The sequence below is a fragment of the Caballeronia sp. LZ065 genome (genome assembly GCF_031450975.1).
Taxonomy (GTDB): Bacteria; Pseudomonadota; Gammaproteobacteria; order Burkholderiales; family Burkholderiaceae; genus Caballeronia.
The window spans coordinates 729,578-754,316 of the sequence record NZ_JARUXV010000002.1 but is presented as its reverse complement, the minus strand read 5'-3'; the positions used below and the strand labels follow the sequence as shown (position 1 = coordinate 754,316).

General features: G+C 60.7%; 21 protein-coding genes and 6 pseudogenes. 16 read left to right on the top strand and 11 right to left on the bottom strand.

Annotation, left to right across the window (positions count from 1 at the left end; translation table 11 throughout):
- Positions 1–290 precede the first annotated feature (290 nt).
- Both QCE63_RS17640 and QCE63_RS17635 read left to right on the top strand, forming a co-directional pair.
- Complete coding sequence (locus tag QCE63_RS17640) at positions 291–443, top strand: DUF6496 domain-containing protein (protein WP_309835480.1); 153 nt, start codon at positions 291–293, stop codon at positions 441–443.
- A gap of 559 nt (positions 444–1,002) precedes the next feature.
- Complete coding sequence (locus QCE63_RS17635; protein ID WP_309834748.1) at positions 1,003–2,997, top strand: protein-L-isoaspartate(D-aspartate) O-methyltransferase; 1,995 nt, start codon at positions 1,003–1,005, stop codon at positions 2,995–2,997.
- Between the two features lie 610 nt (positions 2,998–3,607).
- Here QCE63_RS17635 and QCE63_RS17630 read toward each other — a convergent pair.
- Positions 3,608–4,033 (bottom strand): CBS domain-containing protein, encoded by a 426-nt coding sequence (locus QCE63_RS17630; protein WP_309834747.1) that lies wholly within the window; start codon positions 4,031–4,033, stop codon positions 3,608–3,610.
- Positions 4,034–4,431: 398 nt separating this feature from the next.
- On the opposite strand from QCE63_RS17630, the gene QCE63_RS17625 reads away from it, so the two are divergent.
- Together QCE63_RS17625 and QCE63_RS17620 are read left to right on the top strand one after the other, a co-directional pair.
- The gene (locus QCE63_RS17625) at positions 4,432–4,794 is read left to right on the top strand and encodes a hypothetical protein (RefSeq protein ID WP_309834745.1); all 363 of its coding nucleotides are present in this window, start codon (positions 4,432–4,434) and stop codon (positions 4,792–4,794) included.
- Between the two features lie 357 nt (positions 4,795–5,151).
- Positions 5,152–5,649 carry a hypothetical protein gene (locus tag QCE63_RS17620; RefSeq protein WP_309834743.1) on the top strand — a complete coding sequence of 166 codons (498 nt, stop codon included), beginning with the start codon at positions 5,152–5,154 and terminating at the stop codon, positions 5,647–5,649.
- Positions 5,650–6,218: 569 nt separating this feature from the next.
- On the opposite strand, the gene QCE63_RS17615 is transcribed toward QCE63_RS17620, so the two are convergent.
- A complete protein-coding gene (locus QCE63_RS17615) occupies positions 6,219–6,479 on the bottom strand; it encodes a YdaS family helix-turn-helix protein (RefSeq protein WP_309834742.1) in 261 nt (86 codons plus the stop codon).
- A gap of 74 nt (positions 6,480–6,553) precedes the next feature.
- Between QCE63_RS17615 and QCE63_RS17610 the strand changes: the two are divergent.
- The 5 genes and pseudogenes from QCE63_RS17610 to QCE63_RS17590 all read left to right on the top strand — a co-directional run.
- Positions 6,554–7,153 (top strand): annotated as a pseudogene (locus QCE63_RS17610) (SufB/SufD family protein); the annotation flags it as partial.
- Positions 7,150–7,432 (top strand): annotated as a pseudogene (locus QCE63_RS17605) (aminotransferase class V-fold PLP-dependent enzyme); the annotation flags it as partial. The pseudogenes QCE63_RS17610 and QCE63_RS17605, both read left to right, overlap by 4 nt.
- A 47-nt stretch (positions 7,433–7,479) precedes the next feature.
- Positions 7,480–7,839, top strand: a complete 360-nt coding sequence (locus tag QCE63_RS17600; RefSeq protein ID WP_309834740.1) for a DUF59 domain-containing protein — start codon at positions 7,480–7,482, stop codon at positions 7,837–7,839.
- 1 nt (position 7,840) lies between these two features.
- On the top strand, positions 7,841–8,170 hold the full coding sequence (locus QCE63_RS17595; protein WP_309834739.1) for a non-heme iron oxygenase ferredoxin subunit: 330 nt from the start codon (positions 7,841–7,843) through the stop codon (positions 8,168–8,170).
- A 1,589-nt stretch (positions 8,171–9,759) separates the two neighbouring features.
- Positions 9,760–9,978: a hypothetical protein gene (locus QCE63_RS17590; protein WP_309834737.1), complete on the top strand. Its 219-nt coding sequence runs from the start codon at positions 9,760–9,762 to the stop codon at positions 9,976–9,978.
- A 443-nt stretch (positions 9,979–10,421) separates the two neighbouring features.
- Here the strand turns inward: QCE63_RS17590 and QCE63_RS17585 are convergent, their stop codons facing one another.
- Entirely contained in the window at positions 10,422–10,745 is a 324-nt protein-coding gene (locus QCE63_RS17585; RefSeq protein ID WP_309834735.1) for a hypothetical protein, read from the bottom strand.
- A 486-nt stretch (positions 10,746–11,231) separates the two neighbouring features.
- Between QCE63_RS17585 and QCE63_RS17580 the strand changes: the two genes are divergently transcribed.
- Complete coding sequence (locus tag QCE63_RS17580) at positions 11,232–12,989, top strand: sulfate permease (RefSeq protein WP_309835478.1); 1,758 nt, start codon at positions 11,232–11,234, stop codon at positions 12,987–12,989.
- A 171-nt stretch (positions 12,990–13,160) separates the two neighbouring features.
- Here QCE63_RS17580 and QCE63_RS36865 read toward each other — a convergent pair.
- A pseudogene (locus QCE63_RS36865) lies at positions 13,161–13,256 on the bottom strand (transposase); the annotation flags it as partial.
- A gap of 53 nt (positions 13,257–13,309) precedes the next feature.
- On the opposite strand from QCE63_RS36865, the pseudogene QCE63_RS17575 reads away from it, so the two are divergent.
- The 3 genes and pseudogenes from QCE63_RS17575 to QCE63_RS17565 form a co-directional block, all read left to right on the top strand.
- Positions 13,310–13,755, top strand: a pseudogene (locus tag QCE63_RS17575) (IS66 family transposase); the annotation flags it as partial.
- 81 nt (positions 13,756–13,836) lie between these two features.
- On the top strand, positions 13,837–15,243 hold the full coding sequence (otsA, locus tag QCE63_RS17570) for an alpha,alpha-trehalose-phosphate synthase (UDP-forming) (RefSeq protein ID WP_309835477.1): 1,407 nt from the start codon (positions 13,837–13,839) through the stop codon (positions 15,241–15,243).
- Between the two features lie 83 nt (positions 15,244–15,326).
- Positions 15,327–15,617 (top strand): annotated as a pseudogene (locus tag QCE63_RS17565) (group II intron reverse transcriptase/maturase); the annotation flags it as partial.
- A 1,546-nt stretch (positions 15,618–17,163) separates the two neighbouring features.
- Here QCE63_RS17565 and QCE63_RS17560 read toward each other — a convergent pair.
- Together QCE63_RS17560 and QCE63_RS17555 are read right to left on the bottom strand one after the other, a co-directional pair.
- Positions 17,164–17,612, bottom strand: a pseudogene (locus QCE63_RS17560) (PRC-barrel domain-containing protein).
- Between the two features lie 211 nt (positions 17,613–17,823).
- On the bottom strand, positions 17,824–18,045 hold the full coding sequence (locus tag QCE63_RS17555; protein ID WP_309834733.1) for a DUF2795 domain-containing protein: 222 nt from the start codon (positions 18,043–18,045) through the stop codon (positions 17,824–17,826).
- A gap of 601 nt (positions 18,046–18,646) precedes the next feature.
- Here QCE63_RS17555 and QCE63_RS17550 point away from each other — a divergent pair.
- Positions 18,647–18,943, top strand: a complete 297-nt coding sequence (locus QCE63_RS17550; RefSeq protein ID WP_309834731.1) for a DUF6723 family protein — start codon at positions 18,647–18,649, stop codon at positions 18,941–18,943.
- A gap of 295 nt (positions 18,944–19,238) precedes the next feature.
- Positions 19,239–19,991, top strand: coding sequence for an SDR family oxidoreductase (locus QCE63_RS17545; RefSeq protein WP_309834730.1), 753 nt, complete (start codon positions 19,239–19,241; stop codon positions 19,989–19,991).
- 201 nt (positions 19,992–20,192) lie between these two features.
- On the opposite strand, the gene QCE63_RS17540 is transcribed toward QCE63_RS17545, so the two are convergent.
- Genes QCE63_RS17540 through QCE63_RS17525 form a run of 4 tightly spaced genes read right to left on the bottom strand, consistent with a single transcriptional unit; the run spans position 20,193 to position 22,163 of the window.
- Positions 20,193–20,555: a hypothetical protein gene (locus QCE63_RS17540; RefSeq protein WP_309834728.1), complete on the bottom strand. Its 363-nt coding sequence runs from the start codon at positions 20,553–20,555 to the stop codon at positions 20,193–20,195.
- The gene (locus QCE63_RS17535; RefSeq protein ID WP_309834726.1) at positions 20,555–20,920 is read right to left on the bottom strand and encodes a hypothetical protein; all 366 of its coding nucleotides are present in this window, start codon (positions 20,918–20,920) and stop codon (positions 20,555–20,557) included. The genes QCE63_RS17540 and QCE63_RS17535 overlap by 1 nt, the downstream gene beginning before the upstream one ends.
- The gene (locus tag QCE63_RS17530; RefSeq protein ID WP_309834724.1) at positions 20,917–21,870 is read right to left on the bottom strand and encodes a divalent metal cation transporter; all 954 of its coding nucleotides are present in this window, start codon (positions 21,868–21,870) and stop codon (positions 20,917–20,919) included. Before QCE63_RS17530 ends, QCE63_RS17535 begins: the two co-directional genes overlap by 4 nt.
- A complete protein-coding gene (locus QCE63_RS17525; protein WP_309834722.1) occupies positions 21,867–22,163 on the bottom strand; it encodes a divalent metal cation transporter in 297 nt (98 codons plus the stop codon). Before QCE63_RS17525 ends, QCE63_RS17530 begins: the two co-directional genes overlap by 4 nt.
- A gap of 255 nt (positions 22,164–22,418) precedes the next feature.
- Here QCE63_RS17525 and QCE63_RS17520 point away from each other — a divergent pair, with 255 nt between their 5' ends.
- Positions 22,419–22,958: a CBS domain-containing protein gene (locus QCE63_RS17520; RefSeq protein WP_309834721.1), complete on the top strand. Its 540-nt coding sequence runs from the start codon at positions 22,419–22,421 to the stop codon at positions 22,956–22,958.
- A 774-nt stretch (positions 22,959–23,732) separates the two neighbouring features.
- Here the strand turns inward: QCE63_RS17520 and QCE63_RS17515 are convergent.
- Positions 23,733–24,713, bottom strand: a complete 981-nt coding sequence (locus tag QCE63_RS17515; protein WP_309834719.1) for an SDR family oxidoreductase — start codon at positions 24,711–24,713, stop codon at positions 23,733–23,735.
- Positions 24,714–24,739 lie beyond the last annotated feature (26 nt).

Genomic DNA, 24,739 nt, shown 5'->3' with positions numbered 1-24,739 from the left:
AGCCGACCGCACTGGCACGATCGAGCGCGGTGTTCGAATGACGCAGTTGCGCCAGTGCAACATGTTTCCCCCATCGATAATATTATTTTCAACGCAAAATCAAAGGCATGCGCTAAAAAGCCATTAGCAAAATAGACGGGCGCCATTAACAGAAATACCGAGCCTCCAACGAGGAGCTTTGGAAACCGCTTATGCTGGCTTGCACCCGGTGACGGCTTCTCATCGGCGTGATGGTTGGACCGGGTATGGCTGATGCTGCATCTCACATGTCGACCTCTAGGAGCGTCATGATGCCATTGAAGAAAGGTACCTCGCACGACACAATCTCCAAAAACATAAAAACAGAGATGAAACAAGGAAAGAAGCAGAAGCAGGCCGTCGCGATCGCGCTCAATGAAGCAAGGAAGTCAGGTAAGAAAATCCCAAAGAAAGAAAAGCACTGAGGACGGACTTCCGGCGCGACGGAAGTGCCGTCAGTCGAAGCTCCTGACCGATACCGAGTGGACCGGTGCGCTCAAAAAATGACTGTTGCAATTGCATTGACTCTAGCTGTTCGCTGGCAGACGGCACGGTCGGCGACGGCATTTATCCGTTGATCGGCACGTCTGGGGTAGACAGGAAAACTACGCTTCATCGCTGTGCGGCATGAGGAAGCGGCTCGCCAGGTACGTATGAGGCGCTGAGCGCAATGATCGCCTTGACCCGGCGCGGAAGCGCTCTATCAGTGAGGTGCGAGTGTTGCCTATATGAACCCGGGGCTGTCTGCCATCGGTCTTGTGAAACTGATCGAAAGTTGCGAATACGCTTAAGCCTAACTCGCGGCACGATGAACCCAGCTCATCATTGCGCGCGCGCAGCGCGGCGGTCGAGGGAACCGCGATCATCGACGGGTCCTTGAATGCGTCCTGACCGCAGCGCCCTACAGTTCCGCACTGCCGCATCGTGCGCGCTTCGGGTTCGTCGCTTGCTGCTTGACAAGCGTCCTGCCTTCGGAAGCGGATCATGAACGAATTCACACAAGCGCGAGAAAAAATGGTCGAACGCCAGTTGAAGGCCCGTGGCATCAGGCACGCCCGCGTACTAGGCTGCATGGGCCAGATACCGCGGGAAGTCTTCGTCGCGCCCGCGCTCGCCGAGTTTGCCTACGAGGACAGTCCGCTGCCGATCGCGGCGGGTCAGACTATCTCGCAGCCTTATATCGTCGCGCTGATGTTCGAGGCTGCCGACCTTCAGCCGAACGATCGCGTGCTCGATATCGGCACGGGCTCCGGATATACGGCAGCGCTCGCTGCCTGCATGGCGACCAGTGTGGATACGGTCGAACGCCATCGTGAGCTTGCCGACGAAGCGCGTGAGGTTCTAACGAAGCTCGGCGTGACGAATGCCACCGTGCATCACGCGGACGGCACGATCGGCTTACCGGGGCATGCGCCGTTCGATGCGATCCTCGCTGCGGCCGGCGGCCCCCGGGTGCCCGCTGCCTGGCGCGATCAGTTAAAGATAGGCGGGCGCCTTGTCATGCCGATAGGCGACGCACGCGAATCCCAGCGTCTCGTCAAATACACGCGCACCGGCGAGCACGAATTCCGTGAGGAACAGCTGGGCAGCGTGATGTTCGTACCATTGATAGGTACGCATGGCTGGAGCGAGGCGCCAGACATCCGATCCGATCCTTCCGAGGCCATCGAACCGGCTATACGCTCGTTGCCCGACTTGATCCGCGCTTCCGCGGTATCTCTGCCAGCGCTGGACGCACCCGATTTTGCGGAGGCGTTCGATCGCTTCGCGCAGAAGCGCATCGTGCTGCTCGGCGAGGCGAGCCATGGCACGGCCGAATTCTACGAGGCGCGCGCCGCGATAACGCGACGCCTGATCGAACGGCACGCGTTTCGCTTCGTCGCGGTCGAAGCAGACTGGCCCGATGCCGCCATCATCGACGAACATGTGCGCGCCCGCGCGCCAGCGCGGCCCGACGCCCGCCCGTTCAGGCGTTTTCCCAATTGGATGTGGCGCAATGCTGAGTTCGCCGAGTTCGTCGCGTGGCTGCGGCAGCATAATGCTGCGCTGCCCGTAGAAAAGCGAGCCGCCTTCTACGGGCTCGACCTCTACAGCCTCTCCGAATCTATCGCCGCAGTGCTCGCATATCTCGATGCGCACGATCCCGACGCAGCGCGCATCGCGCGCGAGCGCTACGGATGCCTCACGCCGTGGCAGAAGAGCCCCGCCGTCTATGGCCGCGCCGCGTGGCAAGCCGGCTTCGGCAAATGCGAGCAGGCCGTCGTCGCGCAATTGCGTGATCTGCTGGAGAAGCGCCTTGCGATACCGGCGGGCGATCCGGGCTTGCTCGATGCGACGCATAACGCGCGGCTCATCGCAGCGGCAGAGCAGTATTATCGCGCGATGTACAGCGGCTCGGCCGAGAGCTGGAACCTGCGCGACACGCATATGTTCGACACGCTTCAAAGCCTCTTAGACGCTTGGGGACCGGATGCACGCGCAGTAGTGTGGGCGCACAACTCGCATCTGGGTGACGCATCGGCCACAGAGATGGGCCGCATCCGGGGCGAACTCAACGTGGGCCAACTATGCCGTGAGCGCTTTGCCGACGATGCGGCGTTGATTGGTTTCGGCACGCATACGGGCACCGTCGCGGCGGCATCCGACTGGGACGAGCCGATGCAGATCATGCATGTGCGTCCATCGCGTACGGACAGCTACGAGCATCAGTTTCATCAAGCGCACGTAAGCCCATGTTTCGTCGATTTCCGGCAAGCAAACGGCGATGCGCTTCGCGAAGCGTTGAAGAAGGAACGGCTGGAACGCTTCATCGGCGTGATCTACCGGCCTGATACCGAGTTGTACAGCCACTATGCGCAAGCCGAACTGTCCGCGCAGTTCGACGCATTCGTCTGGTTCGACACGACGCGTGCCGTCCGCGCAACAGAGGCGCCGGAGGATCGGAGCGAAACGCCGGAGACGTTCCCGTTCAGCGTCTGAAGTCGCGAGGCGCCGATGACCTCAAGGTAGGGGCGGAGCCGTGCTTTCGCCCGAGCAATTAGCGCCGATGAAGGCATGGCTCAGCGTTCGAGACTCTCCCGATTGGGCGGCGCCTGTGCGATGCACTGCGCAGGCTACAAGTTTGTCGCACAGGGCATAACACTGAAAAGTGCACATGACGCGAGCGCGGCCGCGATCGTCGCCGAGCGCAATGGTGGTTCGCGAAGCGCGAACGCGTAGCGTGCGTTGACGTCGAAGATGCAAGCGACCGCATTCGCAGGAGCAGGCAGACGATGGCGGGACCCATCACCGACGCCATCTCGAGCCCCCGTTCACCATTTGATCGATGGACCTATTGCCCGGGCCGTCGACGCTTAAGAGAGATCAGCGCACACGGGCAACTCGAACCGCAATGAGCGCGGCGATCGCCGTCCGGACAGACGACGAAGCGTGCGGAAACGCGCGAACGTTCCCACTACTTTTTCGTGGCATCGTCTTTTTCCTCCGGCCCGACGTCGGGCATCGGCGGAATGGTCCGGCGCAGGCGCATCGGGCAAGACGTCGGACCTCGGCGAATCAGGAATATTCGGATCGGCATGCGAACGCCCTTTTATCGATCGGGCTGCGACGGCGACGAGACTTCCGCCACAGTCGATGACATCTGCCCATCCGCGTTCGTCGCAAGATCGCCGAGTGCGACGATACCTACCAAATGTTTTTCACGATCGACGACGGGCAGACGCCGGATCTGCTCGCGCGCCATTTTCTCCTGCACTTTGCTCACGTCGTCATCTTCGTAACACCAGGTCACCGGCGCGCTCAACAGTGACTCGACCGCCGCGTTCGCGCCCATTCCCGCCGATACGCCGCGCACGACGATATCGCGATCCGTCAGCATGCCGACGAGCTTCTGGCCATCGCATACCGGCAGTGAGCCGACGTTGAGGTCATCCATCATCTTCGCCGCCGCCTGCATCGTTTCAGACGGAGCGATGGTCACGGCGTCGCGGGTCATGATTTCTGATATCGAAGTCATTTGAATTCTCCATCGATCGGGGTCGTGGTCTGAAGGGAGCATTGACCGTTCCAGGAAGACACCGACCGTTGATCAGAACCAGCGCATTTCGCAACGCGAGATAGTCCTCCGGTATGACGCGCGCTGGCGTGCGAGCATCCACTATTCACGTCACAACGCGCGCCTTCACCGGGGTTGAGCGGCGATGCCATGGGCACGAGTAATGCGTCAAGGCGTACTGCACTCCCGGCCATTCGATCAAGTTTGAATGACCGGTATGACTTGCAAGCTTGCCGATGGGGCGCTTCGGTCGAGCGGCGTCGTTAGTATCGGAGGCCGGGTGCTATTACACCGCCAAAATCGCCCTCTAGGTGGTAGTGACATTTTTCATCGGTTCCGGGTCAACAGGAAGGTGGACCATGAATCAAATAATGATCAGCGCAGCGACCTATGCGAAGCTATTACGAGTCGCGCAGGTAACGCATCTGGACCCGGCGGAGTGGGCCGACATTGCCTTGGGAATGGCGGCGGATGAATGCATCAAGGCGGCGGAAAAGCTTCCTGATCCAGCCGCGTTGGCAGCGACGATGAAGAGCGCAGAACAATTAAAGGGCGCAGAGCCAACGGAAGACGAAAGCACGGGTCTGCAGTGGTGGAGTCGGCTTGACGAGCATGCGCGCCGCTTCTGGCTAGAGCAAGCCGGCGACACGGACCGTCCGTTAAGGGCGTGGGAAGCCTACAAGCGGGAGCGCGGAGACGATGACTCGCGCGAGATGACATAAACCCCGGATGTCGATTAACGACACGATACCGTGTCGCGCATGCTCATAGCACATTCCCTTTAATCGTACATCGCCGGTAACTACGAATACCGAACTTAGGCGGGGAATTTCAACGGCAATCAACCGCCTTCGACATTGCTTACGCTCGGGTTAGCTTCACATTTTGCGCACGAGCGATTCCAGCAACAGCAGCGCGAGCGTTAGCAGGATCAGAAACGAGCTGATTGTAGCGATCATAGGCTCCATGTTGTCAGACCGGAGAGGAACATGGAGCCTGTCGAACGGTCAGGAAGCTGAAAAACGTGGCCGAGACGATGCCAGGCGTGGCCATCGGGAGAATGATCGCGAAGAGAATGCGTGCGCCGTTCCACCGAGATCGGCCGCAGCCCGCTCGATCTGCTGTCAATCAAACCGTTGAGGAAATCCACCGCGCGATCCAACGAAGAGAAGCGTATGTCTGATCGTGCCACGCCTGGTAATCTGCCCGCACCGGAACCGCCCGCCACGAATCCGCCCGATGTTCCGGACCTCGGCACACCCGAAACCGAGCGCGACCAACCTCAGCCGCCCGGCGAGTCGGACGTGCTCTTGCATGCAGAGGAGAAAATTTTGGCTCCTGCGCCTTTAGAACATCAAGAACCGACTGTCCCGAACAACCCTGTTCCTCGTCCTCCCGATAACGAACCAGGGCCCGAGCCAGGCCGTCCCGGTGGGCCGCCAGACGAAAATCCCGGGAAACGTAACGAGCATCATGAGCGCGTGAAACGCACGTCCTTGGAGGACGCCTCGCCGTCGCCAGGAAAAATCCGGCTCCTCGATCCCACGCGCCCTTTTGGCGAGGCGATGACCGCGTAGCGAGGCCTGCTCGTAGCCGCCCTAATCATCGCGAATTTCAGAATCTGGCGAAGCGGCGATGCGTCTCGCCAAGCGAAGGCCGATGCTCTGCCGGCCCGGACGTGGAAAGCCTGAAGCAATTTCTCCACATTCGTCATCGCTGCCGTGATTTGCGTTGCTGTAGCAGCGCCCTGCGCAAAAAAAAAGCCCGCCATTACTAGCGGGCAATTGAGGGATTGCGCCCGGGGGCGCTTTTTGCGCTTAGCCCGCCGGCTGTCGCCGATCAAGCGCGCGTGTGCAACGGAATATTACGCCGCGCTCCGACATCATTACCGGTCCCCGCACCGGCATCTGCATGGATCATCGGGCGCATCGTCGGGAAGGGCACGCACATGTCGCCAAAGCTATCTCTCGGGAATCGCACGATATGAGCGCCTCCTGATGCTCGGCGACCGCGCAGCTTTGAACTGGCGGCATTCTAAGTCGAGTGACCGTCTAACTTGCGGCCGAAGCATATGCCGGCATGCCGTCGAAACGTTTATGGGCGCAACCTGGCGTAAGCAAGCGGAGAAAGCTCTACATTCAGTGACTTATGACAGTTCCGGCCAGATATCCGGCCAGTCGTCCGGCCGCAACTGCTTGCGCGTCGCCGCGCCGCCTGTCAGGCGCTCGATCGTCACGCACGCTTTGATGGGCACCGGCCGCTGCCCGCTGCGCCAATGCATGATCTGAGCACGTGATGTTCCGAGTCGGTGTGCGAGTTCGGCCTGCGATCCGCAGGCGTGTGCGGCCGCATCGACGGCGGCTCGCACCTGCGCGATTTGTTCGGGATCTAGCTCGTTCTCAGACATGCGACGTATTGTGCATAAGCGAGCGCGGCCGTTCTGAGGGCCACCGATCATTGCGCCGGTATATGACGCATGATCGATACGACGCCGCGCAACAGCGCGCAAGCCGCTTCGCGTCGCACGTGTTCGCATTCGGAAGCGCGCTGTCGCGCACCGATATCGGCGCGAGCCTGAATGCCGAAGACGCACAGACAACGCTCAACGGCCTTTATCTCGCGGGCGGACGGCAGCACGTCGATCATCACACGCGAATCGATCACGCGAAGCCGCACAGCATGAGCCGCGAGTATTACCCCGGCGTGCTCGATGGCGCCGCGCGTGGCGTATTCAGCGGGAAAGTCAGGGTACATCCCGACGCGCAGAAAACCGATACGCACCAGGCCAACCACAATCTCCTGCTTTCCCGCGACGCGGAAATCGACACCAAACCGCAACTCGAAATCTTCGCGGACAACGTGAAATGCACCCACGGCGCAACCGTGGGCCAACTCGACGAGAACCAGCTCTTTTACCTGCGCGCTCGCGGCGTCGAGGAGCCGATGGCGAGGGCGCTGCTCACCTACGCGTTCGCCCGCGACATCGTCGAGCGAGTGGGAATCGATTCCCTACGCGGCTGGCTAGAGGCGCTGCTGCTCGCCCGCATGCCGGAAGGCGAGCGCATCAAGGAACTGAGATGAAGCCGATCGAACGTGTCCAATCGCCCGATCCGGGGCTTGTGCAACGCTGGCGCGCGGATTTTCCCATTCTGAACGCGCGCGTTCACGGCGAGGCACTGGTCTATCTCGACAATGGCGCGACGACCCACAAACCGCTTGCCGTTATCGACGCGGAGGCCGACTACTATCGGCAGTACAACGCCAATGTGCATCGCGGCGTGCATCAGCTCTCCCAGCGCGCTACCGATGGATGCGTACGAGGCGGCACGCGCAACGATCGCCCGCTTTATCAACGCGGCGTCTGCGCGACCAGATTAATGGCCTCGGTGGTTACGGAGTAGCGGACAATGAGCGAATTAGAATGCTTGAAACGGGCGCACGCCGATAACGACGCGGACGCGGAAGACCTCGAAGGTCGTGTTATCGCGGCGCTGCGCATCGTGTACGATCCGGAGATCCCGGTCAACATATACGACCTGGGTCTCGTGTATGCGCTTGACCTTGATGAGGACGCGGGGCGCGTCGACATCCGCACGACGCTCACCGCACCCGGCTGCCCGGTCGCGCAAACCTTTCCTGGCACGGTGGAGGAAGCGGTCCGCTCGGTGCGCGGCGTGGACGATGTCCATGTAGAACTGGTATGCGAGCCGCCGTGGTCGCGCGACAGGATGTCGGATGCGGCGCGGCTGCAACTGGGAATGCTCTGAGATGTCGGACTGGGTCGAGGTCGCCGCCGTCGATAATTTTCCGCCGGGCACGTCCCGCACAGTCGACGTGGACGGCGCGCAAGTCGCCGTGTTCAATCTGGATGGCAGTTACTATGCGATCCAGGACGTTTGCACGTACGACGGCGGCATTCTCACCGGTGGCGAGGTGGACGGCGACATGATCGTCTGTCCACGTCACGGCGCGCGCTTTTGCATCAGGACGGGCAAGGCGTTGACGCCGCCCGCCTATGAGGATGTCGCGACATTTCCGGTGCGCGTGGAGGAAAGGCTTGTCAGCGTGCGCGACGCGCGCTGGGATGAAAGTCACTGATGCATATTTATGACGCGATGCTTCTTTCATAACCGAAGCCAGCGCAAGTGCGGCGCATACGACACCTTGCGCGGCTTGCGTATCACGTGGCCAGTCTTTGGGCACTAAAAGGAATCGGGGGCAATCATGTCCGGATGGCTCGGAAATCATGGTGGGGGCGGTCGTGGAATATTTCGTGATTCTGACTGGATCGCACCGGTGCGATATATCTCCGGATGCATTCAGGCCGCACCGCACACCTGGATTTAGCACCGTGATGTGCGATACGTTCGGCGCTTCGCGATCGCTGGTGAGATACGACGAAACGATGTAAGACTGTTCTTCCCGCACACGTCGATGCTTCTTATTGTCAACGTCATTGATAGCAAGGCAGGGTCCGGGTTCGGTTTGTCGGACTGAGGCGAGGGCTGAGTCCTCGCTAATTCGACGAGCTTGTGTCGATGTTGCGGGAAGGCTGACAGAACTCGAAGAGACTCGTCTTCATCAGGGCCAACCCCCGAAGACCATCACGTTCGACGGTTATGTAATGTAGCTTCGCACCGCCCGGTGCGCGAAATGAAGGTCGACGGCCTGCCGTCTTAGAATACCGCGATTCGATTCTCGAAGTTTTGAATAACCCGATCGAATAGGACCATCGTAACGTCCAGAATGGACGTCATGCTCGGCTTCAAACGATTCGGGAACGCTCCTAACACGATTTCAGAGATCGAGTCGAAGCATCGCATCCGCAAAGGACAATTAGGCCTTGCGAGGTTGGGGCTCAAAGATACGGCAGCTCCCGCTGTCTGCAATGCCGTCCCCTCCGCTCAATAACTCATCCTATCTATAGCCGTAAGATTCTTCCGAGCGGCTATTTGCACAGAGCCTGACAACGTTGCGGGAGGCATCCGGCACCAGAATTGAACCCGGATCCTTAAGCAGTGGTGGCGCGGTCAAACGGCACCTGGTGCCGCAGATGCGAACATCCGCCGGTGCTTCCGGTACAGAGTGGCTCGTCCTTCCATATACGGAAGCATCCCCGCACATGCTGGAAGTCCCAACGCAGACGTTGACCTGACAATGCATTCGCGACGTCACGATCAATCTTAACATTCAATCGGAAATTCCTGGAGAGTAAGATCTGGCGGTCGAGTTCCACTGTTGCGCTCTGCTTTGCCCGGCTGACGCACACGCTGGTAGCGACGTTCGACACGTGTACACGTCGCCCACGGAGACGAAATGCGCGGCGCGAAAATGCTATCAAATATAGTTTTTGCCTCATCTATCCGGTCGTGAGGCCCAACATCGAACGGACGATATACGGCTACAGCAGCCCACGGCTACAGCAATTGCGGTGCGCCCGGACGTCGAGCATCAATCGTCTGCGTCGAAGGCGGATTTGGAGGGTCCGACAGGCCGCGGAACAGGCGAGACTGAAACGAAAATCACCCGATCTGTCGGCGCGTCGTCAGACTATTACGTTCGCAGTCGATAAGCTGGCTGCCACGCCGGGTTGGCGTTGGCAGCCGCTGACCGACTCCAGCTGTCACGGTGGCGTTCAAGCGACGCTGCGATCAACCTCGCGGACGCGTTTCGAGGAGTAACTCGATTTGCATTTTGACTATAAGCAGTTCCGCATTGATGTGACGCCGCTTGCCTTCGGTGATCGCTACTTCGCGCGAGCCAGAATCTATCGATGCGACTGCGCAGGCAAGGACCAGGAGGAGGTCCGATGGTCCGGTGATACCAGCGAATATCCGGACGAGACGATCGCCGCCAACGTCGCGCGTCAATGGGCGATTGCCTGGATCGATGACGACGGGAGGTGAACCGCAGAGCTGCTGACCGACAAGGTGCGAAGTAACTTCAAAAACGATCGCAGAGAATCTTATCTTGCTCGAACTGCGGGATCCGAGTCTGGCACGGCATATGCTGTGTCGAAGCTACCGGTGGCGCGCAGTCACCGGCCTCGTATGGTGAATATCGTATGGGGCTACTCGATCGGAACTGTGGGCGCTCACGGCCAAATCGGCGGTTGCTAACGGCCCGGCCGGGTCATTGCGAGGAATTACTGACTCGTTGGAGGCCGTTATGGAGCTTCATCTTCATTCTCATCATTTCACGCACCGTATGCCCGATTGGCGCGCGGCAGTCTGGGCCGGGGTAGTCGCTGGGGCGGTATTTCTGGTTCTTTGCGGTGCATTTCGCACTGGCGGTCCTCTTTTCCACATACCTTGAAGAGGCGTTTGTCGCGCTGGAGCCCATAGCGAACTCATTCAGGAAGGCATCGGGTTCTCGGAGACACGCGCGCATGGCGCGTCAGACGACCTGTATGCAGTGCGCCGCCGCCCCGATATAAATATGGGGTGAGGCGCGCGCGCATGCGTGCCATGACGAGCGGATTCCCGCTCGCCGAGCACGCCGCACGCGCCTTGCGCCGCGGCCTCTTCAACAGCGACGCGCGCACGTCGCAGGCGAATTTCTGTAGCGCGTCCGTCGAACCGCTGACGCTCATGTACGCTTCCTGTCCGATTCTGCCGTCGAGCACAATCGTCATCCCGGACTCGCGGGCCATTTTCAACACGTCGAATTGCATGCTGTCGTGGGCGCGATCGCCCCTCTTTCCGGTGGCTCCGCACCGCGCGGAGCTTCTCGTGCCTTTTCTAGCATTCGCCATGCCGGGCGAGATAATCGGCTCACCCCGTCACCGCGACTGCGCCCGATATGTAGCTGGCTTCATCCGGTGCCAGCATCATATTGGCGGCGGCCAGTTCGGCGGCGGTCCGGGCCTTCATCGACGTCTGCTTGCGGAAGCGCTCAATGCTCGATGGCGGCATCGTCAACGGAAGAGCGGTGTCCAGATCCGTCCGAGCGCCCCGCAGTGCAACGTATGCCGCATTCGGCGAGCAACCTGCGCAAGGCTGCCGGTAGAGTTCTGGATCGCGCCTTCGTGGTGGCAGAGGCGATCAGAGCGGGATTCGGCGCGTCGGGGGAAGCAGGCCTGCGGGTTTCCGGCGCGCCGGGCCAAGCCGCGTTCCCGCCTGGGAACTTCTCTTGCTTCCGGCAGGAAAAGGGCGCAACGATGGGCATGAAAACCGGGCATCGCGGCCAACCGTCAGGCAAGCGCGCGACGAATCCACTTCGCTCGATCAACGGACTCGCGATGCTGCGCGCGTACAAGGCGCGTTGGCTCATGCATGATCTCGTCGCAGGTTTATCGGTCAGTGCGGTGCTGGTGCCGGCGTGCATGGCGTATGCCGAAGCCGCAGACCTCCCTGCGGTGAACGGCCTGTACGCATCCTTCGCCGCGATGCTCGTCAATGCGACCTTCGGCCCGAGCCGCTTCCTGATCGTCGGTCCGGACTCCGCGCTCGTTGCGCTCATCGCCGCGAGCGTCATGCCCTTGAGCCAGGGCGATCCACATCGCGCGCTCGTCGCGGCCGGCGCGCTCGCGCTGCTGGCGGGCGCGATCTGTCTCGTGATCGGGTTGCTGAAGCTCGGCTTCGTCACCGAGCTGCTGTCGCTGCCTATCCGATATGGCTTTCTGAACGGCATCATTCTGACGATCATCGTCGGGCAAATGCCGAAGCTGCTCGGCTTCCGGATCAAGGGCGAGTCGTTCTTCGCGCAGATCGATGATTTGTTCGATGGTCTCGCGGCATCGAAACTGAACATGACGTCGGTTGTCATCGGCATCGGCACGCTCGTCTTGATCCTGCTCGTCAAACGATTCTGGCCGAAGGTGCCGGGCGTACTCATCGCGGTCGGCGCGGCGACAGTACTCGTCAAGGCGATGGATCTCGGCAGGTGCGCGAGCGTCGCAACGGTCGGCAACGTGCCGCGCGGGCTGCCGTCCTTGGTATGGCCGATGATGCCGCCCGAGCAATGGTGGCAACTCGCTGGCGCTGCGGCAGCGATCGCGCTCGTCTCGCTCACGGACGTAGTCGTGCTGTCGCGCACGTATGAGGTCCGCAACAAAGAGTCCGTCGATCGCAATCAGGAATGCATCGCGCTCGGTTTGTCGAATATCGCGGCCGGATTGTTTCAGGGCTTTGCCGTGAGTGCGAGCGGCTCGCGCACACCGGTGGCCGAGGCGGCGGGCGCGAAGACGCAATTGACCGGCGTGTTCGCCGCCCTGGTCGTAGCGGCCTTGCTCGTGCTTGCGCCTCACGCGCTCGCGGACACCCCGCAATCGGCGCTTGCCGCTGTGGTGATCGCCGCTTGTCTCGGCCTGCTCGAAGTGCGCGGGGTGATACGGCTCTATCGTCTGCGCAAGAGCGAGTTCGTGCAGGCGCTTGCGTGCTTCGTGGGCGTCGCGGTGCTGGGCGTCGTCAACGGCATTGCGCTCGCGCTGCTGCTCACGATGTTGTCATTTCTCTGGCGCGCATGGCGTCCGTACGATGCGGTGCTCGGGCGTATCGACGGGCGCAAGGGCTATCACGACATATCGCGTCATCCCGAGGCGCGGCGTGTGCCCGGCCTCGTGCTGTTTCGCTGGGATGCGCCGCTCTTCTTCGCCAACGCGGAAATCTTCCGCGAACACATCTTGCGCGCAATCGACGATGCCGGTGAAAACGTGCGCTGGGCCGTGATCGCGGCAGAGCCCGTGACGGACATCGATCTGACCGCGGTCGAAGTGCTGGAGCGCTTGCACAGAGAGCTCGCCGGACGGGACATCACGCTGTGCTTCGCGGAGCTGAAAGGGCCGGTGAAGGACCGTCTGAGACGCTATGACGTGCTGCGGATCATCGGCGAAGTGCATTTGTTTCCAACCGTCGGCGCAGCGGTCAGTGGCTATCTCGCAGCGCACGATGTGCAGTGGCGCGACTGGAAAAGATGATGAAACCGGCGGGTGAGGCGGGCGCGGCCATTGCTAAATCCCGCACGGACCCGGCCACACAAGGAGTGTGGGATGAAAGCGGTAGTGTTTCATGGAATAGGGGATATCTCGCTCGACAAGAGAGTGAACCAAACTGGGAAGATCAATTCACGCCGCTCGGCGCGCACTCGGAATCTTCAGCCGCAGCGCGTCGAAGTACACGATCGGATGCATGGCCTCGAGCGGGCGTTGCTGCCATTGCTCGAACCGCGATTCGACGGCATCCGAAGCAGGAATATCGCCGCGGGAGCTGAACAGTCCGTGCGCTGGTCTAACCCGCCATGCCGATCAACGTCACGATCACCGCCGAGGAATTGAAGGCGTTGCTCGCCGAGCGCGATGCTGCTCGTGCATTGCGAGAAGAACAGGAGGCGTTACGCGGCGCCTTGCAGCTTGTGACGGCAGAGCGCGATCTTGCCGAGGAGCGACTCCGAGCCTACCGTCGCTAACTGTTCGGCGCCAAGAGCGAAGCACGAGATTCTGATCAACTTGGCTTGGTTCAACGAAGCCGAGGTGCTCGGCGCGAACAGCGCGCCTGCCCAAGAGGACACGCCGGAGACGAACGGTTGCCGCGCACAAGCGCAAGAAGCGCGGTCACCGCAAGCCGCTTGATCCCAAGCTGCCGCGCGAGGTCGTGCGGCACGAATTGCCCGAAGCCGAACGCTTTTGCACGAACGATGGGCACGCGCTCGTCGAGATCGGCGCGGAGATCAGCGAGCAGCTCGATCGAGGCAACACGGCGGCGGTTGTAGTTGACGCCAGACAACCGTGCAAGACTATCGCTCCGAATGCCAATTCCGAGCCTGTTATGAACCGTCTGGTCGTCGTATCAAACCGTACTGCCGATCCCCGCAAGCCTGCGGCGGGAGGCCTCGCAGTTGCCCTCCGGGAAAGCCTTGAACGGACGGGCGGCGTGTGGTTCGGCTGGAGCGGCAAACTTGGCGAAACGGTTGACCGCGAAGCGGCCGAGCAGAGCGATATGAGGGTTCGCACGACCGGAAATGTAACGCTGGCGACGTTCGATCTGACCCGTGAGGATCACGACACCTACTACCTCGGCTATTCCAACGGCGTTCTGTGGCCGGTGTGCCACTACCGCCTGGACCTCGCGAAGTTCGATACGCGCTTTGCAAAAGGTTACCGGCGGGTGAACCAGTTGTTCGCGCGCAAATTGCTGACCTTATTAAAGCCGGATGACATTATTTGGGTGCATGACTATCACCTGATTCCGCTGGCTGCAGAGTTGCGTGCGGCGGGCTGCAAGAATCGAATCGGCTTTTTTCTGCACATTCCGATGCCGCCGCCGCTGATCATGGCAGCGATTCCCGAGCACGAATGGCTCATGCGCTCACTCTTCGCATACGATCTCGTCGGCTTCCAGGCGCAGTCCGATGTCACGCACTTCTCGCACTACGTCGAAGCGGAGGCAGGAGCCGTGCGGTGGGGGCCCAATCACCTCCGCGCGTTTGACCGCACGCTGCAAGTTGGGGCATATCCAATCGGCATCGACGTGGAGGAGTTTGTCAGCCTCGCTGAAGCGCAGGATGGGCGCGACATGTTTGCGCGAATGCGTGGAGAATATTCGCGGCGGCGCTTGCTTCTTGGCGTGGACCGACTCGATTACTCGAAAGGGCTGCCGCAACGGATTCACGCTTTTCGGCAATTGCTGGAGCGCCATCCGGAAAATCGCGACAGCGCGACACTGATCCAGATCGCATCGCCGAGCCGGGAGGATGTCGGCGCGTACGATGATTTGCGCCGCGAGATGGACAGTCTATGCGGAGCGATCAATGGCGACTTTGGGGAGTTAGATTGGATGCCCGTCCGTTATATCCATCGCAATGTGGCTCGCAAGCGGCTACCGGGGCTTTATCGCGCCGGTCGCGTCGCGCTGGTGACACCCTTGCGCGACGGCATGAACCTGGTGGCCAAGGAGTTCATCGCCGCGCAGGATCCGGCCGATCCGGGCATGCTCGTACTTTCACGTTTCGCCGGTGCCGCCGAGCAGCTAAAGGAAGCGCTGCTCGTGAACCCTTACGATACTCAAGGCACCGCAGAGGCCATTCATCGGGCATTGACCATGCCGCTCACTGAGCGCATCAGTCGACATTCAGCGCTCTTGAACCGAGTGCGCAAACAGGATGTACATTGGTGGTCGGAGACCTTTTTGAAGGCACTCGCGGGGACAGAAGCGGCATTACCGAAGACAAGTTAAAACGAAACGCTAGGCGCTATGGACGGCGAAACAATATCCCTACGGTGGGTCGAAGAGCGTTGCACGGGGCGGTGATAGTGGCGCGTAGTGTTCATCACGCGATTCGCACGGTGAAGCTTCAACTACAAGACGGTGCCGAACACAGTGTCTCAGGTCGCTGGGTTATCGAGGGTGACCTCGCCAGCTACTTCGACACCGTTCATCATCGTCTTCTTCTGAAGGGAATCCGCAAGCGGATTGCCGATCAGCGCTTCCTTGCCTTGCTCTGGAAGTTCATCAAGGCCGGGTGCGTCGATCGCGATCTGTTTCGTGCCGCAAGTGAAGGCGTTCCTCAGGGTGGTGTCTTCACGCCATGGACGCAAAAGGTAACTTTGGTCGGCGTGAGCGCCGTGCGGAGGTCCAGGCAGGCGAGGAGGGCCTCCATTTCCGCCGGCTGATCGGGTGGCGGTGGGAATCGAATGGCGAATGGCGATGCTGTCATCGGCAACCACCACCTCCTTGACGAGCAGTCTTGTGATGCGCTGACGGCCCTGAACATCAAGGGTGGCGGCACTGCTACGCAAACGCCCCAGGAACGCCGCTAGCGTTTCCGACCAAGCGTAAGTAGTCCGACCTGCAAAATTCGATTTCCATCGCAGACGTTTTCCTGCGGTCGACCGAGTTCCGGCGCACTCCGCCGACTCAGGCAGTTGCGGGAGGTGCGTGCAAGGTCTCCTGCCATATCTCCGGCAGGCAGCGCAGCCACCCAAGTGCAAGCAATAGGGGCCAAGCCCCAGACGGACAATGGCTCGCAACAACCAGCGTAGGTTATAGCCCACCGCGCACAACAGTCGATTTGTGAGTAGTGCAGAGCTGCATCCGTTTGCCAGTCACCGTCGTCGGCCACCATGACACGGCGAGTGGACCCGGCGGGCGCGAAGGCGGGTTGCCTGCGGAGCACCTCGATTGATGACGGCGGCGGCACGTCATAGAGCCGGTTCAGTATTCTCGTCTATTCGGCCAGATAGGCCGTACGCCCGTCGAGCCAGGGTGCGGGTTGGACAATAAATCTTCCCGTGTTCGGATCGCGGCGCCGGGCCGCCGGAGCAGTCAGTGTTACGACGGTGCCGGCAACAAAACGCTGCCACCTCTGTAAGACCGGGGCAGCTTGACCCGTGATCGGCGTACACCGTCCGGCCGGTCGATCCAATCCGGGTACCCAGCACGAGTTGCAGCGGGCGCACGACAACGGATGCGCGGCCATGTCACGAGCGAGGACGTAGGGAATGGCGGCTGTGCATTGGCGACATCCGCGGCGCAGGCGGCGCCGGTGCACCGGGCAGCGTTCGATGAATCGCCACTGAAACCACGCGGCATGAAAGCCCTGCTCGAGGCACGTGGGGCAATAGCGTAGTTCAGTACTCGCCCAGCCAAGTGTGGGACGGGCAGTGGCGCAGCAAAACCCCGTGCGGGCCGAACCATCGGAAGTCTCCAGTACGTCGGCGAGTTTGTCGATCACAAACCTATCGGCGCGCCGAAGGTCCACGCCATCGGCCAGCGCTTCGTCAGGACGCGCGGCAATCAAGCGCGCCAGCGAGTGAACGGGCAGCCGATTGTAGAGCGAGAATTTCGAGAGTCGCATCCACATGGATTCGCCAGTGCTGCTCCATTCAGGCCGCGCTGTGGCGCGACAATCCGGATGAGAGACGCGCGACAATCAAGTTGAGGATGTCGCGGCAGAAATGATGATGCCGATGTTGATTGACGCTGGCAAGCGTTTATTGATTGACGCGCGGCATTGATTGACGCGGGCGAGTGGGTGTCGCACGGCTCTCATCTTGTTTGACGCGCGGCAGGAGAAGACATCGAGGAAGCGGCCCGACAGCCCGGCCGTCATGCCGGGCCGTCTGAGCCTGCGCAACGCGGCGCAACCGCGCGACGCTATAGAGTGTCGCTTACATCGCCAACGCGACGGCCCCAGTAAGGGTCACGGTTGTAGTACCGATGAATCTCCGTTCCCCACTTCTCATCCGCCATTGCCGGCCAATGGTCCTTGTCGAAACCCGGCTCGTCCTTCATTTGCTGCGCGGTCATATCGAGATGAAGCACTTCTCGGCAGTATCCAGCGTGAGCGCGCTCCAGGGAATGGCGTGCAGCTTCGTTCCCATCCCGAGAAAGCCACCTTCGGAAAGGACCGCATAGGCGATCCGCCCGCTTCTGACGTCGAGCATGATGTCCGAAATCTTTCCGATGTCTTCGCCGTCTGAAGACCGAACCTCATTGCCGTCCAGCGTCGCTGCCGCCATGACCTGCGGACCTGGGCCTTCGCCAACGCCGCCGCCGACGATATTTGCGCCTTGTCCGCTGACATCTTGGTTGCCTATATTCATCGCATCCTCCTTCCAATTAGAGCGGGTCTTCGAAGCTGGTACGTGGGTCGCTCTGTAGCAACGAGCCCACCCCAGCCAAATCATCTTCGCGCCGTCCGACGGGGCGGGGCATGCGAGCCGCGCACGAGATGACGAACGCGTGCAGACGGCGTGCACTCGCTTAACGTCACGAAACGACCGACGCTCCTCTCGTGACGGCGCGAAGAACGCGTCAATCTTCTTCTTGACCGACCGCCTTCGAAATGTCCGCTGGCGTCACGAACTGCCGTTCCTGCAGTGATTCGAGCGCCGACATCACGGCCTCGTCTGCGCCGGCCTTGCGGGCGGTTTCAACGACTGTCTGCTTATCGGCCGGATAGGCGATGCCTTTCAACGCTTTCTGAATTTCGATGAACACGGGGCCGTGGCCGCCGGAAGACTTGTCGGTGACCATGATCCTTGCCTCCTTGACAGTCGGTTGACTTCCTTTCTCGCAGCAGTCGTTGTGCCAGTCTTGCGCGCCACGCCGAGCTGGCTCGCGGCAACAGTAATGAGGTTCGCCGGCTTGGCTCATCCGTGGATCCGGCTCCAGCATGTCGGATACATCGGCTTCCCACGGGACCATCAGCGACGTTTCGTCCCAGTGGTACGGTCCCTGCCGGGACGCTTACGCCATCCTAATTGGCACACGAAAGCGCAATGAAGGCGTGCGCCAGATTACGTAGGAATGGGATGCCACCGGCAGCACCTGCCGCACGAATGCGCGTGTCATTTGGCCCTGAGCGGTTCGCACCCGCGACACCGTCCCGGCCGGAGCCGAAGACGGGACTGGCAGTCGGTCGCCACCCACGACAAAAGACGATCTGCACCGCTACAGCATTCAGCCTTGTAACGGATTCACCCAAGGCAGACGAGTGCGGCACAAAGTATGCTCGGCTTGAAGGGTCCATGGTTTTCAGGGCGATCCGAGATAAAGCCAATTCAAACGATCTGCGGGTTCCGGATGCGAGCACACATCGGGTCTTCCCCCGATCGAAAGACATTGAGGTAGCCGCATGAGCTATATCACCGGAAGACGTCCAAAGCTGGTTTTGTTCTCTACGCGAGCAATTACACCAGCGCCCGGCGTCAGCCAGGACGACTTCCGCATCTATGCTTCGTATCGCGGAAGCAGGGCGACAGGATTTTACGGGATATTGAAGGTTGTAAGAGCGACGGATGGCCGACTGCTCTATCCGTTCGACGGCGCCGATGACATCGGTCCATTTCAGACCTCAGCAGACGCGCTCGGCGCAGCGCGTCGACGCGGTGACGAAATTGTCAGTGGCGATCTCGCACGTCCAGAGCTTTGAGCGTACGTTTCGCACTGAAAGTCCTGCTCGGCATCGCGGCCTCATCTAATGAACGGCGTCCTGCCTCAGCCCTCGCGATTTCGCAACTTTGGAAGGCAGGTGGGGCCGGGATATCCGATCGGGATGATCATCCATTGGTGGCGGCCATGCCTGCCTTTGAGCTTGACGGTCGACGGACCGGCACTGGCCATCGTTCAGCAGTGGGGGCCTGCCGGTAATCGCCCGGTTGCTGGTCTGAAAAATCCGCAGCCCGGTTGTCGGTTCGCATTTCAAGTTCCAACGAAGAGAGGCTACGATGACGCAGCAATGTTTGACTCGATCGGAGAACGGCCTGCAGAACTGGGTAATTCTGGTAACGGGCGGCGGGAGCGGTCTTGGCGCTGCGCTTTGCAGGCGGCTGGCGAGCGAAGGAGCGACTCTTGTAGCCGCCGACCTCAGCCGCAAGCGTGCAGAAGACGCAGCAGCTGGGATCGTCCCTACTAAAGGTCGGTGTCATCCGCTTGAACTAGATGTGACCGACGCAGCGGCTACCGAGTCGGCGATACACAGTATTGTGCGCCAATACGGAAGTCTCGACGTAGTGATCAACAGTGCGGCCATTGACGTGACAGAAGCGCTCGATACGCTATCGGTTGCCGACTGGGACCGTGTATTGTCGACAAACCTGCGGGGCCCATATCTCGTCTCCCGATATGCGGTACCCCATATGAAAGCTGCCGGCGCTGGCCACATCGTCAACATCGTGTCGACCGCCTCTAAGCGCGCATGGCCAAATGCGGCGGCATATCACGCCAGTAAGTGGGGGTTGCTCGGCCTTTCGCATAGCATGCACGCCGAACTCCGCCCGTTTGGAATCAAGGTCTCGGCTATCGTCGCAGGTGGCATGCGCACGCCCTTTTTGCTCGACCGCTTTCCGGATATCGACCCTACAACCCTGCAAGACCCAGCCAACGTTGCCGAAGTGATTCACTTCATTTTGACGTTACCAGGGGAAACCGTGGTCCCCGAAGTAATGGTGCTGCCAATCCGAGAGACCTCCTGGCCATGAGCGCGTCACGCGCGTCTGAGCGCTGCAGTCATTTTACCGATCGGCCACACTTATCCGTTCTTGCGCATCTGCGCCAATGCAATCCAGATGCTGCCGGAGACACAGCACGGTGGGACCTAGTTCGGTCACACGAGCGGAAACCCGGGGCCGAAAAAGGTGGCCTGCCGATGAAGCGGATGCGTAACGCAGGCTTGTTCCCTGCTAGGGCCGATTCTTGATGTTTCCCGGGTGCGCGGTTTCGCGATTGTTCGCACCGTTGTGCAGGCTGACTTGCGCTTCATCGCAGGTCAGCCGCGGGTTTCGCGGATCGGTGATGTCGATCTGATGCCACGCGATCCGATGGCGCCGCCCGCGGCCCCGGCGCTGCACCGCTTCACGCAGCAGTCGCGGAAGCAACCTTACCGCAAGGCGCTCGAGCAGTGCATCCGGACCGATGTGAAATTCTCTGATCACCCAAGCGTCCCCGTGGGGCACTACGTTAATCGCTTCTATGCGTCCAAGTAAGACGCCGTTTCGCGTGAGTACCGGCCGGCCGAGCACAAGGTCGAGGTTGATCTCCGTCATCAGGATGCCCCGGGAATGCGCCCGACGATGTGGTCGCGCAGCCACCGCTGCCAATGGGCCAGCGGAGTATCGCCTGCGTCGACGTCCACTTCGATATCGACTTCGATGCTCCGAATACGCAGCCAGGGAATCCGGTACGGCCGAGCGTATTGCTGCCCGCCGATTGTGACGGCGAGCCGTGTGACCCAACTCCCGGCCCGCTCGCCGATGCGCCGCGCCATCGCTACCGATCCGGTTTCGATTGCGATCACTTCAGGCGGCAGGCCCGGCCGAAGTTCGGCGACAATACCGTCGACCCGGCCCATCTTCGCGCCGTGTCGATCGACCAATTGCTTATCGAGTACATCTCGCACGAGCTCCATCATGAGCCTCCGAGAAGTTGCAGCGGCAGCGTGACGGTTGCCAGCACGAAGCTGAGTGCAATGATCGCGATAACCACAGCATTAGAAATTGCGCCGTTGCGGTGACGGCCGACATAAGTTTCGTCGTTCATCAGCACCAGGAACGGAACGACCGTGAGCGGTAGAGTCAGCGCGGTCAGCGCCATCGAGAATACGGTCAGCTTGAGCGGGTCGATACCGGCTGCAATCGGGACTGTACTGACCGCGAGTGCGCAGGTGTAGACGAGGCAGAAGGCCGGATCTTCTTGCGGCTTGCGGTTCTTGCCCCAGTTCCAGCCGAACCCTTGCGCACAGAAGTATGCTTGTTCCAGAGCGATCTCCAAGACAGCGCCAAAGCACGCGAAGGCCAGCGACGCGACAAACAGCACAAAGCCCCAGGAGCCAAAGACCGCCACGAGGATTAGCGGTAAGTGCTGATAGTCGTCGATCCGCGTAATGCCAGAAGCGGGAAACACACAGGCGGCGGCAATCAGTACGGAGAGCGAAATGCCGCCTCCAAACGCCATGCCCAGACTGGCGATCGCTCTGTTTGCGCCGAGGTAGCCGCGATCCCAGCGATCCTCGACGGCCCCCGACGAATAGAAGAGAAACAGTGACGGCGTTATCGACGCGCCGAGGATGCTGACCACGGTGAACCAGTAGTTCGCCGGATTGTGATGCGGCACGCTGGGCAGCATACCCGACACCACCTGATGCCAGTCGGGCTTGAGCTTGACAGCTGCGGCAACGAAACCCAACGTGACGAGGCCGAGTAGCGACATGCCTTTCTCGATCAGCCCGAACGTGCTGCGCCATAGCACCAGCCATGCGAGCAGCGCGACGGGCAGCGCCCACCACGGATGCTTGATCCCGGTGATCATCTCGAGCGCCACACTGACGCCTCCGATTTCCGCAGACAGCACCAGCGTGTTCACCAAAAGGTCGCGGTGAACGGCAACAGGAAGAACTTGATGCCGAAGCGGTCCCGGATACCGTCAGCAATCGTGTGCTGGCTCACCGCGGCGAAGCGGCCCGCCATTTCGGCGAGAAAGATGATGCATACGGTCCCGACAACGATCGACCAGCCCAATTGGAAGCGGAACGCAGCGCCACCTTGCGCGGCCGTCGACAGCGATCCCATCTCGAGAAAGCCGCCGACGCTCGTGACGACGCCCAAAGAGATCTCGAGCAGCTTTTTCACCTTATCGCTCCGACCGCGGATGTGCACGATAAAGCATCTTTCGTTCCCAACGGCTTCCGACGTAGATGAAAGCCGCGCGTTAGGATGCCGCGGCGGCTGTCCGACTCGCGACGCACCTGCCTCCAACCGACGTCGATAGCGCCGAGCGGCGAATCTAGCAGGACATGTTCGTGAACGGCATGCGCGACGCGGGCCCTGAAGGTGCATGAAGGACTGGCCGCATCTCAGCGTGCCTCAATTCGCTATCCGGTACATCGTCGGAGATCGATCGCTACGCCTTCAATGAACCGCCTGAACGACGGCCGGCGATCAGGAGCCGTTATCGGTTCGAACGTGGAGCAACGGCACAGCGAATGCTTCCTTGTTGGCTCTCCAACCCGCATCGTGGAGGAGGAAGTGACGACAATAAGGGAAGTGATGACCCGGGATCCCGTGACGATCAGCCCGATGGAAAGGATTCGCCAAGCCGCCAAAATCATGGGCGAACTGAACGTCGGCGTCTTGCCGGTCTGCGACGGCAAAAAGCTTGTCGGCATGCTAACCGACCGGGACATTGTGTTGAAGGGCGTCTCTGCTGGAATCGGTATTGAATCGTCGGTCGAATACCTGCTAAGCGAAGCGCCGCGATGGTGCTACGGAGACGAGGATGCGATTGAAGTGCGGGAAAGGATGGCCCGTGAACAGACTCGACGCTTGCCGGTGGTTGATCGCGAAATGCGTTTCGTCGGCGTTGTCGCTCTCGGTGACATTGCAATAGACGACGATGCTGCGACGTTGTCTACACGAAAAGCAGGATCGACGCCCTCGGGTGACGATCTCTAACCTGAGAGTCCATGGGGCGTAACCTGTTTAAACGGCATTTTCCTTTCGGAGCGATCGATGTCCGATCCTGCTTTTCATGAACAGCCCGCAACGCCACCGGGTGAACCGTCGCCCGAGGTCCCGGATTCACCCGGCACGCCCGAGCCGGGCCCCCCGCCAGGTCGGCCGGGCGGACCGCCGCCCAAGGACTGATGCAGCGCAAGCAGCGTCGCAGTCGTTCCATGTCGCAGTTCGCCAACCATGCACAACCGCAAGTCTTCCACCAGCGCTCTGATTGGGGTGATTGGGGTGCCTCCCGTCAGCGGAACGCCCAGTTCCCACGCGACAGCGGGGGCGTTGCGTGTCCCGTCCAAAAACGTTCGTCGACTGAAAGTGCGGACCGCCACCGGCCAACTGCGAGTGGTCGCTGTCTGGCAACTACTCCAGTCCTACCCGTCGAGCGTTGAAGAGGTGGTCTTCTCGTTTGACCGCCGGAATGGCTATGAGGAGATGACAGTGAGCCTTGCCGCTACCAGTTCCTCTCAACTGCGGGAAATCGTGGCGAGGTTAGTCGCATTGCCTTGGGTATTGGATGCCTGCTTCTATCCTTGAGAGTGAAACTGAATGATCGGTCCGTGCGGCGCTTTTCGGTTAATTTCTAACCGCCGGACCGTTGCGAGAAGGCCGATCGCGACCCAAGTGTAGAAATGCTAGATGAACCTTAGTTCGCTGATTCTGCAATCCCCAAGGCCTAGGCCGGCCAAGAAACGGGGGCATCGCTTCCGATCAGTGCCGTTAGACGCTGTGCGTGGCGCGTGACACCGCAGCTTTGAGGATGCCCCGGAAATGTTGCGCCGTGCGCCGCAATCCGTCGTCGAGAGGCGTGGTGGGCGCCCAGCCGAGCGTATCGCGCGCGAGCGAGATGTCCGGCTGACGATGCCATGGATCGTCGAGCGGCAAGGGCTTGAACACGATCTCCGATGACGAGCCTGTCAAATCGATGATGCGCCGCGCGATCTCCAGCATCGACAGCTCCTGCGGATTACCCAGATTCACCGGGCCCGTGAACTCATCGGGCGAGTCCATGAGACGGATGAAGGCGTCCACCATGTCGTCGACATAGCAGAAGGAGCGCGTCTGCGAGCCGTCGCCATAGACGGTGATGGGCTGCCCGGACAGCGCCTGCATCATGAAGTTCGAAATCACGCGGCCGTCGGATGGATGCATGCGCGGCCCATAGGTGTTGAAGATGCGCGCGACCTTGATCGACAGGCCGTGCTGCCGCCGATAATCCATGAAGAGCGTTTCGGCGCAGCGCTTGCCTTCGTCGTAGCAGGAGCGCGGACCGATCGGGTTCACGTTGCCCCAGTACGCTTCGTGCTGCGGATGCACGCGCGCGTCCCCATACACTTCGCTCGTCGATGCCTGGAAAATGCGCGCCTGCACGCGCTTGGCGAGCCCGAGCATGTTGATCGCGCCGTGCACGCTCGTCTTGGTGGTCTGCACAGGATCGTGCTGATAGTGAATCGGCGAGGCCGGGCAGGCGAGGTTGTAGATCTCGTCGACCTCCACGTACAACGCAAAGGTGATGTCGTGACGCATCAGCTCGAAGTTCGAGCTGTCGAGCAGATGCGCGATGTTGTCCTTCGTGCCGGTATAGAAGTTGTCGACGCATAGTACGTCGTGACCCTGCGCGAGCAGTCGCTCGCACAGATGTGAGCCGAGAAAGCCCGCACCGCCCGTCACCAGAATCCGTTTTCTGAAGGTTTCTTTCATATACTTGCGTCCCCTGAATGATGCTT